The sequence below is a fragment of the Clavibacter nebraskensis NCPPB 2581 genome, from assembly GCF_000355695.1.
In the GTDB taxonomy this organism is placed as follows: Bacteria; Actinomycetota; Actinomycetes; order Actinomycetales; family Microbacteriaceae; genus Clavibacter; species Clavibacter nebraskensis.
This window is the reverse complement of sequence record NC_020891.1, coordinates 1,275,634-1,292,041: the sequence shown is the minus strand read 5'-3', so window position 1 is coordinate 1,292,041 and position 16,408 is coordinate 1,275,634. Positions and strand designations below refer to the sequence as shown.

At 73.9% G+C, this 16,408-nt stretch carries 17 protein-coding genes; 10 read left to right on the top strand and 7 right to left on the bottom strand.

The window, feature by feature from the left end:
- Positions 1-81: 81 nt before the first annotated feature.
- The 5 genes from CMN_RS06120 to CMN_RS06095 form a co-directional block, all read right to left on the bottom strand.
- A complete protein-coding gene (locus CMN_RS06120; protein ID WP_015489972.1) occupies positions 82-957 on the bottom strand; it encodes a glycosyltransferase family 2 protein in 876 nt (291 codons plus the stop codon).
- Positions 954-1,775 (bottom strand): CDP-alcohol phosphatidyltransferase family protein, encoded by an 822-nt coding sequence (locus tag CMN_RS06115; protein ID WP_015489971.1) that lies wholly within the window; start codon positions 1,773-1,775, stop codon positions 954-956. The genes CMN_RS06120 and CMN_RS06115 overlap by 4 nt, the downstream gene beginning before the upstream one ends.
- Entirely contained in the window at positions 1,772-2,845 is a 1,074-nt protein-coding gene (locus CMN_RS06110) for a glycosyltransferase family 2 protein (protein WP_015489970.1), read from the bottom strand. The genes CMN_RS06115 and CMN_RS06110 overlap by 4 nt, the downstream gene beginning before the upstream one ends.
- Before the next feature lie 150 nt (positions 2,846-2,995).
- A complete protein-coding gene (locus tag CMN_RS06105; RefSeq protein ID WP_015489969.1) occupies positions 2,996-4,534 on the bottom strand; it encodes a S1C family serine protease in 1,539 nt (512 codons plus the stop codon).
- An 878-nt stretch (positions 4,535-5,412) separates the two neighbouring features.
- Positions 5,413-5,982: a hypothetical protein gene (locus CMN_RS06095; protein WP_015489968.1), complete on the bottom strand. Its 570-nt coding sequence runs from the start codon at positions 5,980-5,982 to the stop codon at positions 5,413-5,415.
- Positions 5,983-6,161: 179 nt separating this feature from the next.
- On the opposite strand from CMN_RS06095, the gene CMN_RS06090 reads away from it, so the two are divergent.
- The 10 genes from CMN_RS06090 (at position 6,162) to ypfJ (ending at position 14,972) form a co-directional block, all read left to right on the top strand.
- Positions 6,162-7,367: an aminotransferase class I/II-fold pyridoxal phosphate-dependent enzyme gene (locus tag CMN_RS06090; RefSeq protein ID WP_015489967.1), complete on the top strand. Its 1,206-nt coding sequence runs from the start codon at positions 6,162-6,164 to the stop codon at positions 7,365-7,367.
- Between the two features lie 129 nt (positions 7,368-7,496).
- On the top strand, positions 7,497-8,432 hold the full coding sequence (locus CMN_RS06085) for an ABC transporter ATP-binding protein (protein WP_015489966.1): 936 nt from the start codon (positions 7,497-7,499) through the stop codon (positions 8,430-8,432).
- Positions 8,429-9,268, top strand: a complete 840-nt coding sequence (locus tag CMN_RS06080; RefSeq protein ID WP_015489965.1) for an ABC-2 transporter permease family protein — start codon at positions 8,429-8,431, stop codon at positions 9,266-9,268. Before CMN_RS06085 ends, CMN_RS06080 begins: the two co-directional genes overlap by 4 nt.
- Before the next feature lie 95 nt (positions 9,269-9,363).
- Complete coding sequence (locus CMN_RS06075) at positions 9,364-10,605, top strand: sensor histidine kinase (protein ID WP_015489964.1); 1,242 nt, start codon at positions 9,364-9,366, stop codon at positions 10,603-10,605.
- The gene (locus CMN_RS06070; protein ID WP_015489963.1) at positions 10,602-11,300 is read left to right on the top strand and encodes a response regulator transcription factor; all 699 of its coding nucleotides are present in this window, start codon (positions 10,602-10,604) and stop codon (positions 11,298-11,300) included. Before CMN_RS06075 ends, CMN_RS06070 begins: the two co-directional genes overlap by 4 nt.
- 88 nt (positions 11,301-11,388) lie before the next feature.
- Positions 11,389-11,763, top strand: a complete 375-nt coding sequence (clpS, locus tag CMN_RS06065) for an ATP-dependent Clp protease adapter ClpS (RefSeq protein ID WP_015489962.1) — start codon at positions 11,389-11,391, stop codon at positions 11,761-11,763.
- Entirely contained in the window at positions 11,760-12,275 is a 516-nt protein-coding gene (locus CMN_RS06060) for a DUF2017 family protein (protein WP_015489961.1), read from the top strand. The genes clpS and CMN_RS06060 overlap by 4 nt, the downstream gene beginning before the upstream one ends.
- 114 nt (positions 12,276-12,389) lie before the next feature.
- Complete coding sequence (locus CMN_RS06055; protein WP_015489960.1) at positions 12,390-13,403, top strand: NAD-dependent epimerase/dehydratase family protein; 1,014 nt, start codon at positions 12,390-12,392, stop codon at positions 13,401-13,403.
- Positions 13,400-14,029, top strand: a complete 630-nt coding sequence (locus CMN_RS06050) for a DNA alkylation repair protein (RefSeq protein WP_015489959.1) — start codon at positions 13,400-13,402, stop codon at positions 14,027-14,029. Before CMN_RS06055 ends, CMN_RS06050 begins: the two co-directional genes overlap by 4 nt.
- 31 nt (positions 14,030-14,060) lie before the next feature.
- Entirely contained in the window at positions 14,061-14,972 is a 912-nt protein-coding gene (gene ypfJ, locus CMN_RS06045; RefSeq protein WP_015489958.1) for a KPN_02809 family neutral zinc metallopeptidase, read from the top strand.
- 12 nt (positions 14,973-14,984) lie between these two features.
- On the opposite strand, the gene CMN_RS06040 is transcribed toward ypfJ, so the two are convergent.
- Together CMN_RS06040 and CMN_RS06035 are read right to left on the bottom strand one after the other, a co-directional pair.
- A complete protein-coding gene (locus CMN_RS06040) occupies positions 14,985-15,260 on the bottom strand; it encodes a CDGSH iron-sulfur domain-containing protein (RefSeq protein WP_015489957.1) in 276 nt (91 codons plus the stop codon).
- A complete protein-coding gene (locus tag CMN_RS06035; RefSeq protein WP_015489956.1) occupies positions 15,257-16,354 on the bottom strand; it encodes an iron-containing redox enzyme family protein in 1,098 nt (365 codons plus the stop codon). Before CMN_RS06035 ends, CMN_RS06040 begins: the two co-directional genes overlap by 4 nt.
- Between the last annotated feature and the right edge of the window lie 54 nt (positions 16,355-16,408).

Here is a 16,408-nt window from a genome sequence, read left to right as displayed (position 1 = left end):
GCGCTCCGGACCCCTCCGGACCAGCCCCGGCCGGGGGCGCGGAACGGTGTGCGATCGTGACCGAGCGGGAGCGGATCACGATCAGATGACGGGCGGCCTGCCCGCGCGCGCCATGCGGAGGACGGTGCCCCACGACATCGGCCGACGCGCGCCGGGGTATGTCGCCCAGCCCTCGCGCCACCCGCGCAGCCACGTGCCGAGCCCATCGCGGTTGCGTGCGCTGCGTATCAGCTGCACCGCCGTCCACGACCCGACGTACACGGGGACGAGGGGCAGCGGCAGGTTGCGCCGCGCGAGCCAGACGCGGTTGCGCGCGGTCAGGCGGTGGTACTCCGCGTGCCGGGTGGGGGCGACGGCCGGGTGGTGGGCGACGAGGTCCCCGGCGTACCAGGCGCGGAGGCCCTGGTCCCAGATCCGCCAGGCCAGCTCGATCCCCTCGTGGGCGTAGAAGAACTCCCCCGCCCAGCCGCCGGCGGCCTCGAACGCGTCACGGCGGACCACGACGGCGCCCTCCAGCACGGACATCACCGGGCTCGAGCGGGCGGGGTCGCCCTTGCGGATGCGCGGGATCCAGCGACGCGGCGTGGCGGCGCCCGTCGGGTCGACGATGCGCGGTTGGATGAGTGCGACGTCGTCCATGCCGCGCATGAGCGCGAGGCAGTCCGCGAGGAAGGCGGCGCTCGGCACGGTCTCGTCGTCGTCGAGGAAGAACAGCGTCTCCCCCGTGACGAGCGGGACGCCCGCGTTCCGGCCCGCCGGGATGCCCAGGTTCTCCGGCAGGTGGAGGCCCCGCACCCCGTCGGGGAGGCCGTCAGGTTCCCAGCCGTTGCCGACCACGACCACGTCGAGGGCGATGCCCTCCTGACGCAGCACCGAGGCGAGCGAGGCCGCCAGCCCCTCCGGCCGACGCCCCTGGCTGAGGACGACGACGCCGACGCGCGGGACGGCGCCGGTCACGCGGACGTCAGCCGACGCGAGGTGACGATCATCACGAAGTGCCCGACGAGCGCCAGCACCGCCAGAGGCACCAGGACGACGAGGAACACCCGGTCGGTCTCCGGCTGACCCGCGACGAGGCCGACCAGCGCGACGACGAAGGTCACGACGGTGAGCTCCACCGAGTGGAACATGCGGTGGAACGGCAGGAACCGCACGGCCCGCCGGGCGACCGCGATGAGCGAGTGCTGCGACGCGACCGTGCCGGCGCCGACGGGGGCCTTGGGCAGGTCGGCCGAGGCGCGCGCCACGCGCACCATGTCGTTCAGTGCCTTGTTCAGCACGATGACGAGCGCCAGGGCGAACGCGAGGGTCGTCCAGGGCAGGTCGCCGGGCGCCTCGAAGGGGTACGCGGCGGCACGGATCCCCAGGGCGAGCGCGATCAGCGTCTCGGTGGAGTAGTGCCCGACGGCGTCGAGGAAGTGCCCGACCGGCGATGAGGTGCGGCGCCAGCGCGCGACCTCGCCGTCGCAGCAGTCCACGAGCATCTGCAGCTGGCCGAGGACCAGCGCGAGGGCCGCTCCCACGATGCCGGGGATGAGCAGCGCCGCGGCGGCCGCCCAGCCCGTCAGGATCATGGCGACGGTGACGCCGTTCGCGCTGATCCGCGTCCGCAGCAGCAGCCAGGTGAGGTACGGCGAGAGGTCGCGGAGGTACAGGTGCGCCGTCCAGTGCTCCGCGTTCGCCCGCAGGCGCACCTCGGGCGGCTGCGTCACGCGCCGCAGCTCCGCGATGGAGGAGGGCAGGCCGCGGTCGCCGGTGCCGGGAGCGGCGCTCATCGGCCGGTGTGCCCGTCGAGGTCGTCGGTGAGCTCGAGGAAGCCGAGCACGAAGCCGGTGCCCCAGCTGAAGTGGATGGACGGCAGGACGGCCGCGAAGCGCAGCATCGTCGCCGCGCCGTCGCGGGAGGCCACCGAGACGGTGCTCACGAGCACGAAGCCGGCGTACATGCCGGGGACGACGAAGGCGCCGACGAGCCGGCGCAGTCCCGGCATCCCGAGCGCGGCGCCCACGAGGCCCGCGGTGCCGAGGAGGAGACCCGCGGCCACCCCGGCGACGGCGACCGGAGGCACGAAGTACCGCACGGAGTTCTGTCGGGTGTAGCGACGCGCGAGCTCGCCGCGCCAGAGACCGGTGGCGAAGAACTGGCGGATGAGCGAGCGGAACGTGGAGCGGGGACGGTAGGTGACCTTCATCCGCGGCGTGAACCACACGAGGCCGCCGCTCTGCCGGAGGCGCCTGTTGAGCTCCCAGTCCTGGCCGCGGCGCACGCCCTCGTCGAAGAGCCCGACCTCGACCAGCCGTTCGCGCCGGAAGGCGCCGAGGTACGCGGTCTCCGCCGGCCCCTCCTTGCCGCCGACGTGGTGCGCGGTGCCACCGAGCCCGACCCGGGCGCCGTAGGCGCGGGCGACGGCCTTCTCGAACGGCGTGCGCCCCTCAGCCGACATGAGTCCGCCGACGTTGTCCGCGCCCGTGGCCCGCAGGGTCTCCACGGCGATGCGCGTGTAGTCGCGCGGAAGGAGGGAGTGCGCATCGACGCGGATCACGACGGGGTGGCGCGTGGCGCGGATGGCGGCGTTGAGGCCGCCCGGCGTGGATCCCGTGGGGTTGTCGACGCTCGTGATGCGCGGATCGGCCCGGGCCATCTCGCGGACGACCTCGGTCGTGCCGTCGGTGCTGGGGCCGAGCGCCAGCACCACCTCGAAGTCGCCGGCGTAGTCCTGCTGCATCATGCTGTCGACGGCGGCGCGGACGTGGGCCGCCTCGTTGAGGATGGGCATGACGTACGAGACGGCGGGCAGATCGCCGGGGCTGCCAGCGACCGGGTCGCGTCGCGGGTGGTGCGCCATCTGAGCCGATCTCTTGAGGGAGGTGCGGCCGGGGCCTGTCGGGGGCCGAGCCTTGCAGGAGTTTACCAGCCTCCCCGTCGGCCGCCCGCCGGTCGCGGACGACGAGGGGCGGACAGGCATCCGCCGATCCGCCCCTCGTGACACCGCTGGCTACTGCTGGAGCGTGCCGAGCTTCACGTCGACCTGCTGCTTCTGGCCGCCGCGGATGACGGTGAGCTCGACGTCGCTGCCGCCCGCGAGGGCCCGCACCTGCGCCGTGAGGTCGCTCGCCTTGCTGATCGCGATGCTGCCGAACGCGGTGACGATGTCGCCCTGCTTCAGCCCCGCCGCGGCGGCCGCGCCGCCGCTCTGGACCTCCGCGATGAACGCGCCGCCGACGGGGGTCGAGGAGTCGCCGCTGGCGACGTCGCGGACGCTCGCCCCGAGGAGCCCGTGCGAGGCCTTGCCGTTTCGGATGATCTCCTGGCCCACGCGCTTCGCGAGGTTCGACGGGATGGCGAAACCGACGCCGATGCTGCCCGCGGTGGAGCTGGTGCCGCCCGCGTTCGCGATGGCGACGTTGACGCCGATGAGCTTGCCGTCGCCGTCCAGGAGCGCGCCGCCCGAGTTGCCGGGGTTGATGGCCGCGTCGGTCTGGATGACCGCGAGGTTGATCGTCGCCGCTGCCTGGCCGCCCTGGGCGCCGGATCCGCCCTGGCCGCCCTGCCCGCCGGATCCTCCCTGCCCCTCGTTGCCGAACGGCCAGAAGTTGAACGGCGTCTCGTCGCTCTGGCTGCCGTCGCCCGGGGTCGTCGGAGCCGCTGAGGACGCGACCTGGATGCTCCGGTCGAGCGCGCTGACGATGCCGTCGGTGACGGTGCCGGAGAGGCCGAGCGGGGCGCCGATGGCGATGGCGGTGTCGCCGACGTTGAGCTTGGATGAGTCCGCGAACTCGATGGGGGTGAGGCCGCTGGCGTCATCGAGCTTGATGACGGCGAGGTCGACGACGGGATCCGTGCCGACCAGCTTCGCCGAGTACAGCGCGCCGTCGGCCGTCTTCACCTGGATGGTGGCGTCGCCGGTCTGGCCGTCGAGCGTCACGACGTGCGTGTTGGTGAGGACGTAGCCGTCGCTCGAGAGGACGACCCCGGACCCCGTTCCGCCGGCCTGGGCGCCCGCCACGTCGATGGTGACGACGGAACCGGAGACCTTGGCGGCCACGGCCGTGATCGGCGTCGCGTTGTCCGGGTCGTTGACGGTGATGTTCGCCGGCGACTGGCTGACCGCCTCGGTGGAGGCGTCGTCGTGCGCGATGGCCCAGGTCGTGAGCCCGCCGGCGGCACCTCCGATGAGGGCTCCGACGGCCAGCATGGCGACGAGGGGCAGGGCCTTGTTCGGCTTCTTCTTAGGAGGAGCGGTCGTGGTGCCGCCGGCCGGCTCATGACCTTCCGCTGCTGCGCCCGCGAGAGGAGCGGTCGCGGTGTGATCCGTCTGCGCGCTCGTTCCGTACGCGAGGGTGTCCCGCTGGTCCGGGCTTGTCGGCGCGGGGTGGGTCGCGGCCGCGGGACCCGCGGGCGCCGGCCAGGCGGATCCTCCGTCGCCGGGCTGAGGAGTGGTGGACGACGGCGCCTCCGTCGAGGAGCCCTCGGCTCGGCCGTCGACCTCGCGGCCGCCCTCGTGCTCGTCTTCGCCGTGGCTTCTGTCCGTCATCGGTGCTGCTCCTCTCAGGTCGTGCCAGCATTCAGGGCGAGTCTGAGCGTTCCCTATGGCTGCCCTGACAGCACCGCCACCCGACCGGTGAAGGGACGGGCCGCTCGGAGCTGGACACGCTCAGCTCGCATGCTGGCTCGAGCGTACGCGGCGACGACGCGTACGCCGCGGACGGTGACGCCGCGTGGCTCGTCGTCCACGAGCCCGCACGGCCTCGGAGTGAGGTCATGGGCATCCGGGTCCGGCGTCCCGCGTGCCGCACGCACCCTCGACCAGGACCGTCGACCCCTGGAGGACACGGATCGTCACGGGCCCCACCTGCACCGGCAGCGTGCCCGGGATCTGCACCCACGCACCCCCGTCGAACCGGTAGCTGGGCGAATACGCGATCGTCAACGACGACCGGATCGACGCATCCCGCGGCACGAACTGCGCCACATCCGCCAACGACACCCCTGGCGCTGCGGGCACAGCCGGCGCCGGATCCGCGGGCTTCGCCGGCACCTTCGCCGGCGGCAAGAACGCATGCCGCCCATCCGCACACAGACCCCCACCCGACAGCCGCGCGCTCGGCGTACACGGCACATCCACATCCGCCGCCATCCGACCCCGTGGCACCAGAGGCGGCGACACCGGCCTCACGACATATGGTTCTACTGTCCCTGAGGCTTGCCCTGAGTGATCTGCCGTGTCGTCCGAAGCCCGTCCTTCCGTGGTCGTCTCTGCGTGGAGTTGAACTTCCCCGTCGCCGACGGCACCGGATGAGCAGCTCGGCGAACGCGTGTATCCGAGCCCGCAGTAGCCGCCAGCCGCTTCGCTGACCGACGCAGGGACGACGGCGGCGAGCACGACCACGATGATGAGCATCTGCGGCTATCTCACTCGCATGCGCGCGTGTCCTCGTTGCGGACGGAATCACTGATGCGCCACGAACCGTCGGCGATCTTGACTGCCTTCATCTGAAGCGCAACGGCAGCATCACGTTGCGGCGTCACGTCCTTGCCCTGTTCATCCACTGTCCTCGTCCCGCTGATGTCGAGGCACGCCTGTGCGGTCATGTACTCCGATCCCTGCGCGTCGGAGCCTCGATCCGTGACTCGGAAGCCCCGGGAGGTCACTTTGCCGATCACCTTCTGATGGTTGTCCGCGCTGTACTTGAGAGAGTCCAGCTCTCCTTGAAGAGCCGACCCCGTGAGCAGTGGAGTCAGATCCCCCTCGGTCTCGCTGCTGAGATCGATCCCGACGAAACGCGAGAACAGATCTTGGAACGCCTGGTCGTCCTGCTGCTCCTGCGTCAACGACGGGGTGGGAGCCGGTGCGGGCTCCGGTGCGGGCTCCGGTGAGTGCGCAGCCGCGCAGCCGGTGAGCACCAGGCTGGCAACGAGGATGGCCGTCGAGGCGAGCGCCGTTCTAAGTCGTCGCAGCGGAATGCGCGGTCGCTCGTGCAAGGTCGTCTCCCCCGGGCCGTACGGAACCCGCGCGGACAAGCAGGCGCGAGAGCGCGGGCATCGCGGGTCCCGGAAAGGTAGCCGGGGTGGCGCCGTCAGGACCCCATCGCTCCACATCACGCATGCGCGGTGCGACATCGACGCCTGTGCGGGAGGAGCGGTCGCGGGAGGATGGGGGCATGACGACTACCGGCGCGTGGGTGCGCGCGGCCCGTGGGGCGACGCTGCTGACTCCGGACGGGATGCCGGGGACCACCGTGTTCGCCGAGATGAGCGCGCTGGCCGCGGCGACCGGCGCGATCAACCTCGGTCAGGGGTTCCCGGACGAGGACGGACCCCGCGAGGTGCTCGACGCGGCGCGGGCCGCGATCTCGGCGGGCATGAACCAGTACCCGCCGGGCCGCGGCACGCCCGAGCTGCGGGCCGCCATCGCCGCGCACCAGGCGCGCTTCTACGGTCTCGTCGTGGATCCGGACACGGAGGTACTCGTCACCGCCGGCGCGACCGAGGCCATCGCCGCGACGCTGCTCGCGCTCGTCGAGGAGGGCGACGAGGTCGTGACGCTCGAGCCGTTCTACGACGCATACGGGGCGCTCATCTCGCTCGCCCGCGGGATCCATCGGACGGTGCCCCTGCGGGCTCCCGACTTCCAGCCGCGGCTCGACGACCTCCGCCGAGTGATCACGGACCGCACCCGCGTGATCCTCCTCAACGACCCGCACAACCCCACCGGGACCGTGCTCAGCCGCGAGGCGCGGGAGCTCGTCGTCGAGCTCGCCATCGCGCACGACGCGCTGATCGTCACGGACGAGGTCTACGAGCACCTCGTCTTCGACGCGCCCCACGCGCCCGTCGCGACGCTGCCCGGGGCGCGCGAGCGCACGGTGACCATCTCCTCCGGAGGCAAGACGTTCCGCACCACGGGGTGGAAGGTCGGCTGGCTGACCGCTCCGGCGCCGCTCGTGTCGGCGATCCTCGCGGTGAAGCAGTTCCTGACCTTCGTGAACGGGGCGCCGTTCCAGCCGGCCATCGCGACGGGGCTCGCGCTCCCCGACGCGGTGTACGACGGCATCGCCGACGACCTGCGGCGCAAGCGCGACGTCCTCGCGGCGGGGCTGACGGCCGCGGGCTTCCGGATCCATCTCCCCGCGGCCGGGTACTTCATCGTCGCGGACGCGGCTCCCCTCGGCTTCCCCGACGCACGCGAGCTGTGCCTGCGCCTCCCGGAGCTCGCCGGGGTCGTCGGCGTGCCGCTGTCCGCCTTCTGCCATGCGCCCCTCGCCGCGGAGCACGCGTCCCTGGTGCGGTTCGCGTTCTGCAAGCGGATCGACGTGCTCGAGGAGGCGGCGAGGCGGCTCGGCGCGCTGGGGGTCGGGACCGCCTGAGGCGGCACCCTGGTACCAGCGTCTCCGTCGGAGGGGGGCCGAAGGGGGGACGCCGCCGCGACGGCACCGCCCCTAACGTGGCTTCCGCGGGCGCTGGGCCCGCGCACCCATCCTGAGGAGGCAGCGCGCATGATCGTCGCTGAGAACCTGACCAAGCGCTACGGCGCGAAGACCGCCGTGGACGGCGTGAGCTTCACCGTCCAGCCGGGCATGGTGACCGGATTCCTCGGTCCGAACGGCGCCGGCAAGTCCACCACGATGCGCATGATCGTCGGGCTCGACAGCCCCACGTCCGGCTCGGTGACCGTCAACGGCCGCCGCTACCGCGACCTCCAGGCCCCGCTCCACGAGGTCGGCGCGCTCCTCGACGCGAAGGCCGTGCACACGGGCCGCTCCGCCTACAACCACCTGCTCGCCATGGCGGCCACGCACGGCATCCCGCGCTCGCGGGTGGACGAGGTCATCGAGATGACCGGGCTGCAGCCGGTCGCGAAGAAGCGCGTGGGCGGCTTCTCGCTCGGCATGGGACAGCGGCTCGGGATCGCGGTCGCGCTCCTCGGCGATCCCCGCACGCTGATCCTGGACGAGCCCGTCAACGGACTCGACCCCGAGGGCGTCATGTGGGTGCGCAACATCACCCGCTACCTGGCCGGGCAGGGCCGCACCGTGCTCCTGTCCTCGCACCTCATGAGCGAGATGGCGCAGACGGCCGACCACCTCATCGTCCTCGGGCGCGGACGCGTGCTCGCCGACGCTCCCGTCGCGGCGGTCGTCGCCGGCGCCACGAGCGCCGTCGTCCGCGTCCGCTCCCCGCACGCCGACCAGCTCGGCCAGGCGGTGACCCGACCGGACGTCGTGGTGACCAGCGTCGAGCGCGACGTGATCGAGATCACCGGCCTCACGGCCGCGCAGGTCGGCGACGCGGCCATGTCCGCCGGGGTCGTGCTGCACGAGCTCACGCCCATCACCGCGTCCCTCGAGGACGCGTACCTGTCGCTCACGCAGGGCGACGTCGAGTACCACAGCGCCGCAGTCGGCACGACCGAGCAGGAGATCGCACGATGACCGCCACCAGCACGACCTACGCGACCGCCCCGGTGACCACGGGTCGGCCCACGCTCCCCCGGCTGATGCGCTCCGAGTGGATCAAGCTCCGGACGCTGCGCTCCACCGTCTGGTGCTTCGCGCTCGTCTTCCTCCTGCTCGCCGGCTTCTCCGCGCTCTTCACGCCCTTCGTCGTGGACCAGCTCCGGACGCAGCTGTCCCTCCCCGGTGTCCCCGCGACGGACCTGCTCCTCCAGGTGGGGCTCAGCGGCGTCACCCTGTCGATGCTCGTCGCCGGCGTGCTCGGCGTGCTCGTGATCAGCGGCGAGTACTCGACCGGCATGATCCGCTCGTCCTTCAGCGCCGCGCCGCGCCGCCTGGGCGTCATCGCCGCCAAGGCGATCGTCTACACGGTGGTGACGTTCGTCATCACCGCGATCGCGGTGGCCGCCGCGCTCCTCATCGCCCGCGGCTACTTCGCGTCCGCCGGCGCGGAGGTCGACGTGCTGGACGGCGACTTCCTGCTCGCGGCCCTGGGCGGCGTGCTCTTCGTCGTGCTCATCGGCCTGATGGGCTTCGGCTTCGGCCTGCTGCTGCGCAACGGCGCGGCGGGGATCGGCGCCCTCGTCGGCCTCGTCCTCGTCGTCCCCATCGTGGGCCAGCTGCTCGGCGGCGTGCTCGACTGGGTCGCGGATCTCGCGCCGTACTTCCCGCTGAGCGCGGGCAACCGGCTGTACAGCACCGCCACCGGAGCGCCCGGGGAGCTCGAGTTCTGGCAGGCGCTGCTCGTCATGCTGGCCTGGGTCGCCGTCATCCTCGTGCCCGCTCTGATCCTCGCCAAGAAGCGGGACGCCTGATCGACGCGGAACGGAGGGCGCCGTCGGGCGCGGCGGACACCGCCGCGGCCGACGGCGTCCACCTGCCGACCCCTCCCGGCGCGTTCCGCGGGTGGATGGCACGGCATCCGAGGACGGTCGACGCCGTCATCGCGATCGCCTTCACGCTCCTCTCGGTGAGCGCGGCCCCCGTGGTCGACAGCAGATCCCCCGCCGTCCCCGGAGTCGTGGCGCTGGCCGCGCTCAGCGTCCTGACCGGCGTCGCGCTCATGTTCCGGCGCAGCCGGCCCGTGGCCGTCCTCGCCGTCACGGGTGCCGCCGCCGCCGCGGCGGCCCTCGTGTCCGGCAGCTTCGACGGCGGGGCCGTCCCCCTCGCTCTCTACGCGCTCGCCGTGTATGGGTCGTCCCGGCGCGCGTGGATCGGGTTCGGCGGCGTGGCCGTCCTCATCGCGGTCGTCGCGCCGTCGACGGCCGGCCAGGGGCCCATGGCGCTGTCGATCGCGACCATGCTGCTGGTCAATCTCATCCTCCCGCTCATCGCGACGCTCATCGGCACGAACGTGGGCGGACGCAAGCGCTACGTCGAGGCGCTGCGCGACCTCGCGGTGCAGCTCGCCCGCGAGCGCGACCAGCAGGCGCGGCTCGCCACTGCGGCGGAGCGGACGCGGATCGCACGGGAGATCCACGACATCGTCGCCCACGGGATCACCGTCATGGTGACCCTCGCCGACGGGGCGGCCGCGAGCGCGGTCGCCCGGCCGGAGCTCGCGCGCGACGCCATGCGCGAGGTCGCCGAGACCGGCCGCACCTCCCTCTCCGAGATGCGCCGCATGCTGGGCGTGCTCGCCGAGGATCCCGACGCGGGCGATGCCGCCCCGCCGTCCCTCCGCGCGCCGCAGCCCGGGCACGCCGACCTCGCCGCGCTGGTCGACTCGTTCCGGTCCACCGGCCTCCCGGTGCGCTTCACCAGCACGGGCGCGCCGCCGGATGACCCGGGGCGCCAGCTCGCCGTCTTCCGCGTCGTGCAGGAGTCGCTGACGAACGTGCTCCGGTACGCGCCGAACGCCGACCGGGTCGAGGTGCGGGTCGACCACCGGCCCGAGGAGATCACCGTCGAGGTCACCGACGACGACCTCACGGGACCCGTCGTGCCGCCCGTCCCCGGCAGCGGTCGCGGCCTCGTGGGAGTCGCGGAGCGCATGGCGGTGTACGACGGCACGGCGACCGCCGGACGGCGCGAGACCGGCGGCTGGCGCGTGCTGGCCACCATGCCCAGCGGGCTCCACGACGTCCGGCCCGGCGACGCGTCCCGGGCCGCGGATCCGACCACCAGCCCCCGCGTCCAGGAGGACCGATGACCGACAGCAGCACACCCGTCCGCATGCTCATCGTGGACGACCAGGCGCTCGTGCGCATGGGCTTCCGCATGGTGCTCGATGCGGAGCCCGGGATCGACGTGGTGGGCGAGGCCGCCGACGGCCGCGCGGCCGTGCAGCGCACCGGCGAGCTCGCCCCCGACATCGTGCTCATGGACGTGCGCATGCCCGGCATGGACGGGATCGCGGCCACCGCCGAGATCGTCGCCCGACATCCGGCGACGCGCGTCATCGTGCTGACCACGTTCGACCTCGACGAGTACGCGTTCGCGGGGCTGCGCGCCGGGGCGAGCGGCTTCCTCGTCAAGGACACGCGGCCCGAGCACCTGATGGAGGCGATCCGCGCGGTCGCGGACGGCGACGCCGCCATCTCGCCCCGGGTGACGCGCCGCATGATCGAGCTGCTCGGGCCGACGATGCCCCCGACCGGCGGCGCGGCCGGCACCGGGGAGGGCGCCGCCGACCCGCGGCTGCGGCCCCTGACCGCGCGGGAGCTGGAGGTGCTCACGGCGCTGGCCGAGGGGCTCACCAACCAGGAGATCGCGGGCCGCCTGTACCTGTCGGAGTCGACGGTGAAGACGCACGTGGGGCGGGTGCTCGCGAAGCTCGAGGTGCGGGACCGCGTGCAGGCCGTGATCCTCGCGTACGACTGCGGGCTCGTGCGCCCCGGTGCATGACGCGGCGCGAACGAGGTCGCCGGCGACCCGCCCGACGGGAGAGGATGGAGCCTCCGGCCGCTCGCCGGCACGATCCCACAGGAGCGCGATGACCACCAGCACCGCGGACGCCCGCGCCCCGCGCCTCCTGACCGTCGCTCGCCGCGCCGCCGACCCGCCCGCGGGCGACCCCGGCTCCGGCACGAGCACGGGATCCGACACGAGCCTGCTCGAGCGCGCGGCGACGCCGCCGGTGTGGAGCTGCGTCGTGTGGAACGACCCCGTGAACCTCATGACGTACGTCTCCTACGTGTTCCGCAGCTACTTCGGCTTCACCCGCGAGCGCGCCGACGAGCTGATGCTCCGCGTGCACGAGGACGGCCGTGCGGTCGTCGCGACGGGGATCCGCGAGGAGATCGAGCGCCACGTGCTCGCGATGCACGGCTTCGGCCTCTGGGCGACGCTCGAGCGGGTGGACGCGTGAGGGCCTTCCGCGCGCGCCCCGACGGGACGGTCGCCGCTCACCTCGAGCCGCACGAGGTCGCCATGCTGCGCGGACTCCTCGGCGAGCTGCGCGGGATCCTGGACGAGGGGTCCGCGCCCGGCGGCGCCACGGACGGCGCCGCCCCCTCCCCCGTCGTCGCGCGCCTGCTGCCCGACGCCTACCCGGACGACCCCGAGTCCTCCGCCGAGTTCCGGCGGTTCACGGCGTCCGACCTCAGCGAGGCGAAGGCCGCGAACGCCGCCACGGTGGAGGCGACGCTGGCGGAGGCCGACGCGCGCGGGGCCGGCCGCCGCGGGCTCCTCGTGGTGCTGGATCCGACGGGCGTCCAGGCGTGGCTCCGGACGCTCAACGACCTCCGGCTCGCGATCTCGGTGCCGCTGCGCATCGACGAGGCCGAGGGCTGGCGCGACCGCGCGCCGGAGGAGAGCGCGAGCCTCTACGACTGGCTGACGTTCGCGCAGGGTTCGCTCATCGAGGCCGTCGACCGCTGAGCGTCGGCCGGGCACACGTCGTGCGCGGGCTCGGCGGCGGGCGTCGGCGAGCATGATGGAGGGGACCCGCGGATCAACCGGCCCGACGGGTCCCGTCCGCAGGAGAGGAGCATCATGCGCGTCGTCGTCATCGGAGCGACCGGGAACCTCGGGACCGGGGTGCTTCGTCGCCTCCACACCGCGGGGGCCGAGATCGTGGGCGTCGCGCGGCGCATGCCCGACGCCTCCCTCGAGCCGTACTCCGGGGTCACCTGGCGCCTCGCCGACATCGGCGCCGCGGGCGCGGTCTCCGGGCTCGCGGCGACCATGCGCGGCGCCGACGCGGTGGTCCACCTCGGCTGGGCCCTGCAGCCGAACCACCGCGAGCGCGTGATGCACCGCACGAACGTGATCGGCACCGCGAACGTGCTCGAGGCCGTCGCGCGGGCGGGCGTGCCCCAGGTGGTCGTCGCGTCCTCGGTCGGCGCGTACAGCGCGGCCCCGAAGGACCGTCCGCGCGACGAGACGTGGCCCACCGGCGGCATCCACACCTCCCACTACTCGCGGCACAAGGCCGAGAACGAGCGCGCGATGGACGCCTTCGAGGCCGCCCACCCGGAGATCGTCGTGACGCGCATGCGACCCGGGCTCGTGATGCACGACGAGGCCGCCGCGGAGATCGCCGGGCTCTTCCTCGGCCGGTGGATCCCCACGCGCTGGATGGGCCTCGCCACCCGCACCCCGGTGCTGCCGCTCCCCCGCGAGCTGGTGTCGCAGGTGGTGCACAACGAGGACGTCGCGGACGCGTTCTGGCGGGCGGTGGAGCGGCGCGCGCCCGGCGCCTTCAACGTCGCCGCGGACCCCGTCGTGGATCCCGCGCTCGTCGGCCGCCTGCTCGACGCGCGCATCGTGACGGTGCCGCTGCCCGCGCTGCGGGCGCTCGTCTCGGCGAGCTGGCGGCTGCGCGTACAGCGGACGGATCCGGGCTGGATCGACATCGCCGCGAACGTGCCCGTCATGTCGACCGCGCGCGCCCGCGAGGTGCTGGGCTGGGCGCCCACGCACACGGCGGAGGAGGTGCTGGCCGAGTTTGGCCGCGCCTTCGTGCATCGCACCGGGCGCGAGGGCTCGGCGCCGCTCGCCGGATGACCGAGGACGCCGAGTTCGTCGCGGCGGCCCTCGAGCGGGAGGGCGCGTCGTACCGCGCCGAGGCGGAGCGCGAGCGGCTGCGCTCCGACCTGGAGTTCGTGGGCGCCTCCGTCGGCGCCGTGCGCGGGACGGTGCGCGACCTCGGCCGGCGGCGTCCGGGCATGACCCGGGACGAGGCGGTCACGCTCGCCTCCGAGCTCTGGCGGTCGCGCGTCTACGAGCGGCGGCTCGCGGCCGTCGTGCTGCTGCAGGAGCACGTCGACACGCTCGACAACGGCGACCTCACGCGCATCGAGGGCTTCGTGCGGGATGCGCGGCTGAGTGCCCTCGTGGATCCGCTCGCGCTCGACGTCATCGGCCCGCTCGTCGAGCGGCTGACCGGCACCGCGCGCGCCCGGGCCGACCAGGCGCTCGACCGGTGGGCGGGAGAGCAGGACGTGTGGCTGCGCCGGGCCGCCCTGCTCGCGCCGACACGGCCGCTCCGCGCGGGCGGCGGCGACTGGGACGGCTTCCTCCGCCGTGCCCGCGCCGCGGAGGCGGCGCCCCGCGGCGGGCACGACGTGGTCCGCGAGGCGGCCGAGCGGGTGCGCGACCTCGTGCGCGAGACCCGGCCGGACCTCGCCTGACGCCGACCCCGCCCGCGGGTACGTTCGGGGCATGACCTTCGACGACGACGCCCGCATCGACAGCAGCAAGGTCACCCGGCGGCGCGCCGGCCGGGGACGCACGACCGGCATCGCGGCCGGCGGCGGCGGGCTCCTCGTGGTGGTCGCGGTGATCCTCGTGCAGCAGTTCACGGGCGTCGACCTCTCGCAGCTGGTCGGCGGCGGGGGCGGCTCGGGCACGGGCGGCTCCTCGCAAGAGCAGGACGAGGCCATCGAGGGCTGCACGACCGGGGCGGAGGCGAACGCGAGCGTCGAGTGCCGCATGGCGGGCGCGGCCGACTCGCTCGACACGTACTGGACCACCGCGGCATCCGAGGTCGGCGTCGCCGACTACGCGAGCCCAGACTTCTCGCTGTTCTCCGCCGCGACGAGCACCGGCTGCGGCGAGGCCACGAGCGCCACCGGTCCCTTCTACTGCCCGCCCGACCGGCGCCTCTTCGTCGACACGACGTTCTTCGAGGAGCTGCGCACGCGGTTCGGCGCCTCGGGCGGGCCGCTCGCGCAGATGTACGTCGTCGGACACGAGTGGGGCCACCACATCCAGCAGCTCTCGGGCGCATTCGACCGCGCGGACCGCAGGGGCACGGGGCCGGACTCCGACTCGGTGCGGCTCGAGGTGCAGGCCGACTGCTACGCGGGCGCGTGGGTCGGCGCCGCCGGCGAGGTGCGGGACGACACCGGACGCGCGTTCCTCGAGCCCGTCACCCCGACCGAGGTCGCCGACGCGCTCGACGCCGCGGCCGCCGTGGGCGACGACCGCATCCAGGCGCAGGCAGGCGGCGGGGTGGATCCGGACACCTGGACGCACGGATCCGCCGAGCAACGCCAGCGCTGGTTCGAGGCCGGTCGCGCCGGCGGGCCCACGGCGTGCGACACGTTCGCGGTGCCGGGCAGCGCGCTCTAGGCCCGGACGCCCCTACTCGGCAGCGGGCGAGGGCGGATCCGTGCGGAAGCCGACCAGGCGGTGCGTGCCGTCGCAGTAGGGCTTGATCAACGAGACGCCGCAGCGGCAGAGCGCGACGGTGCTCCGCGTCCGCGGGACCGGGCGGCCCTCGGGATCGACGATCTCGAAGTCGCCGCGGACGAGGAGCGGCCCGTCCGGGTACGCGATGATGCGCGCCGGCTCGGGGGCGGGCGACCGTGCGGGACCGGGACCGGGCGCAGGGGCGTCGCCGGCGGACGGCGCGCTCACGCGGCGACCACGGCGGCCGCCGTCGATCCCTCGCGCAGCGACGACCGGCCGGCCTGCCAGCTGGACAGCACGTGCGCGCCGACCCATCCCTCGACCTCGAGGCACGCGGCCGCGCCGAACAGCACGTCGTCGAGGAGCTCGGGCTCCGACTCCACGAGCCCGCCCGCGAGGTCGTGCGCCGCGATCTGCTCGTGCACGGCGTCCGCCTCGACGTGCTCGTCGTAGTACCAGGCGACGTCGTCGCCGAAGCCGAGTCGGCGGATCCCGCTCGCGTAGAGTCGGCTGGGCACGCTCGAGGTCATCTCGAACGCGGCGAGGTGGCCGACGATGGCGCCGCGGAGGCGGCGGTGCAGGCCGAACAGCGACATGGCGTTGGAGGACGCGAGCGTGACGGCGGGCACGTCGTCGAGGTAGGTGCCGTAGCGGTCGTCGAGGCCGACGCCGCGGAGGGTCGCGCCGAAGATCGTCGCGTGCACGCGCTCGGGCCGACCGCCGCCGTACTCGTCGGCCTGGATCTCCACGAGCGCGGCCTTGGCGCGGCCGCGGAGGCGCGGGATCGCCCAGGAGTGCGGGTCGGCCTCGCCGAGCGTGTAGATCGACCGCTGCACGAGGAACTCGCGGAGCTGCTCGACCGTGGCCTTCCGCGCGACGAAGCGCGAGAGCGACGGGCCGGAGTCGGCGGAGGTGAGCGCGAAGAGCGCGGCCGCGACGCCCGCCGACGTCGGCTCGGGGCGCTCGGGCACGGGGATCCGGTCGCGCAGGGCGGCCTCGAACGCGCGCTCGAGGATCCCGCGGACGGCGATGAGCCGCGGGTCCCACTCGCGGCCGTCGTCCACGCCCTCGAGGCCCGCGTGGTGCAGCTCGTAGAGGCAGAAGAGGGCCAGCTGGACGTCGTCGTCGCGGACGACGTCGTCCGTCGCGGCGAGCGCCCCGGCGGCGAGCGCCGCGAGGTCGGGCGCGGAGGGCGCGGAGGGCGCGGAGGATCCGCCGGCGAGATCGGCCAGGAGGGCCGCGGTGAGCGGGCCGCGCGCGGCGGGGAGGGGCGACGGGAGGGTGCGAGCCGCTTCGTGGGCGGTCGCGAGCAGATCGGTCATGCCCCCACCCTCCTCCGCCTCCGGTCGGCACGGCCGGGCGTGTCGCCGTGTCCC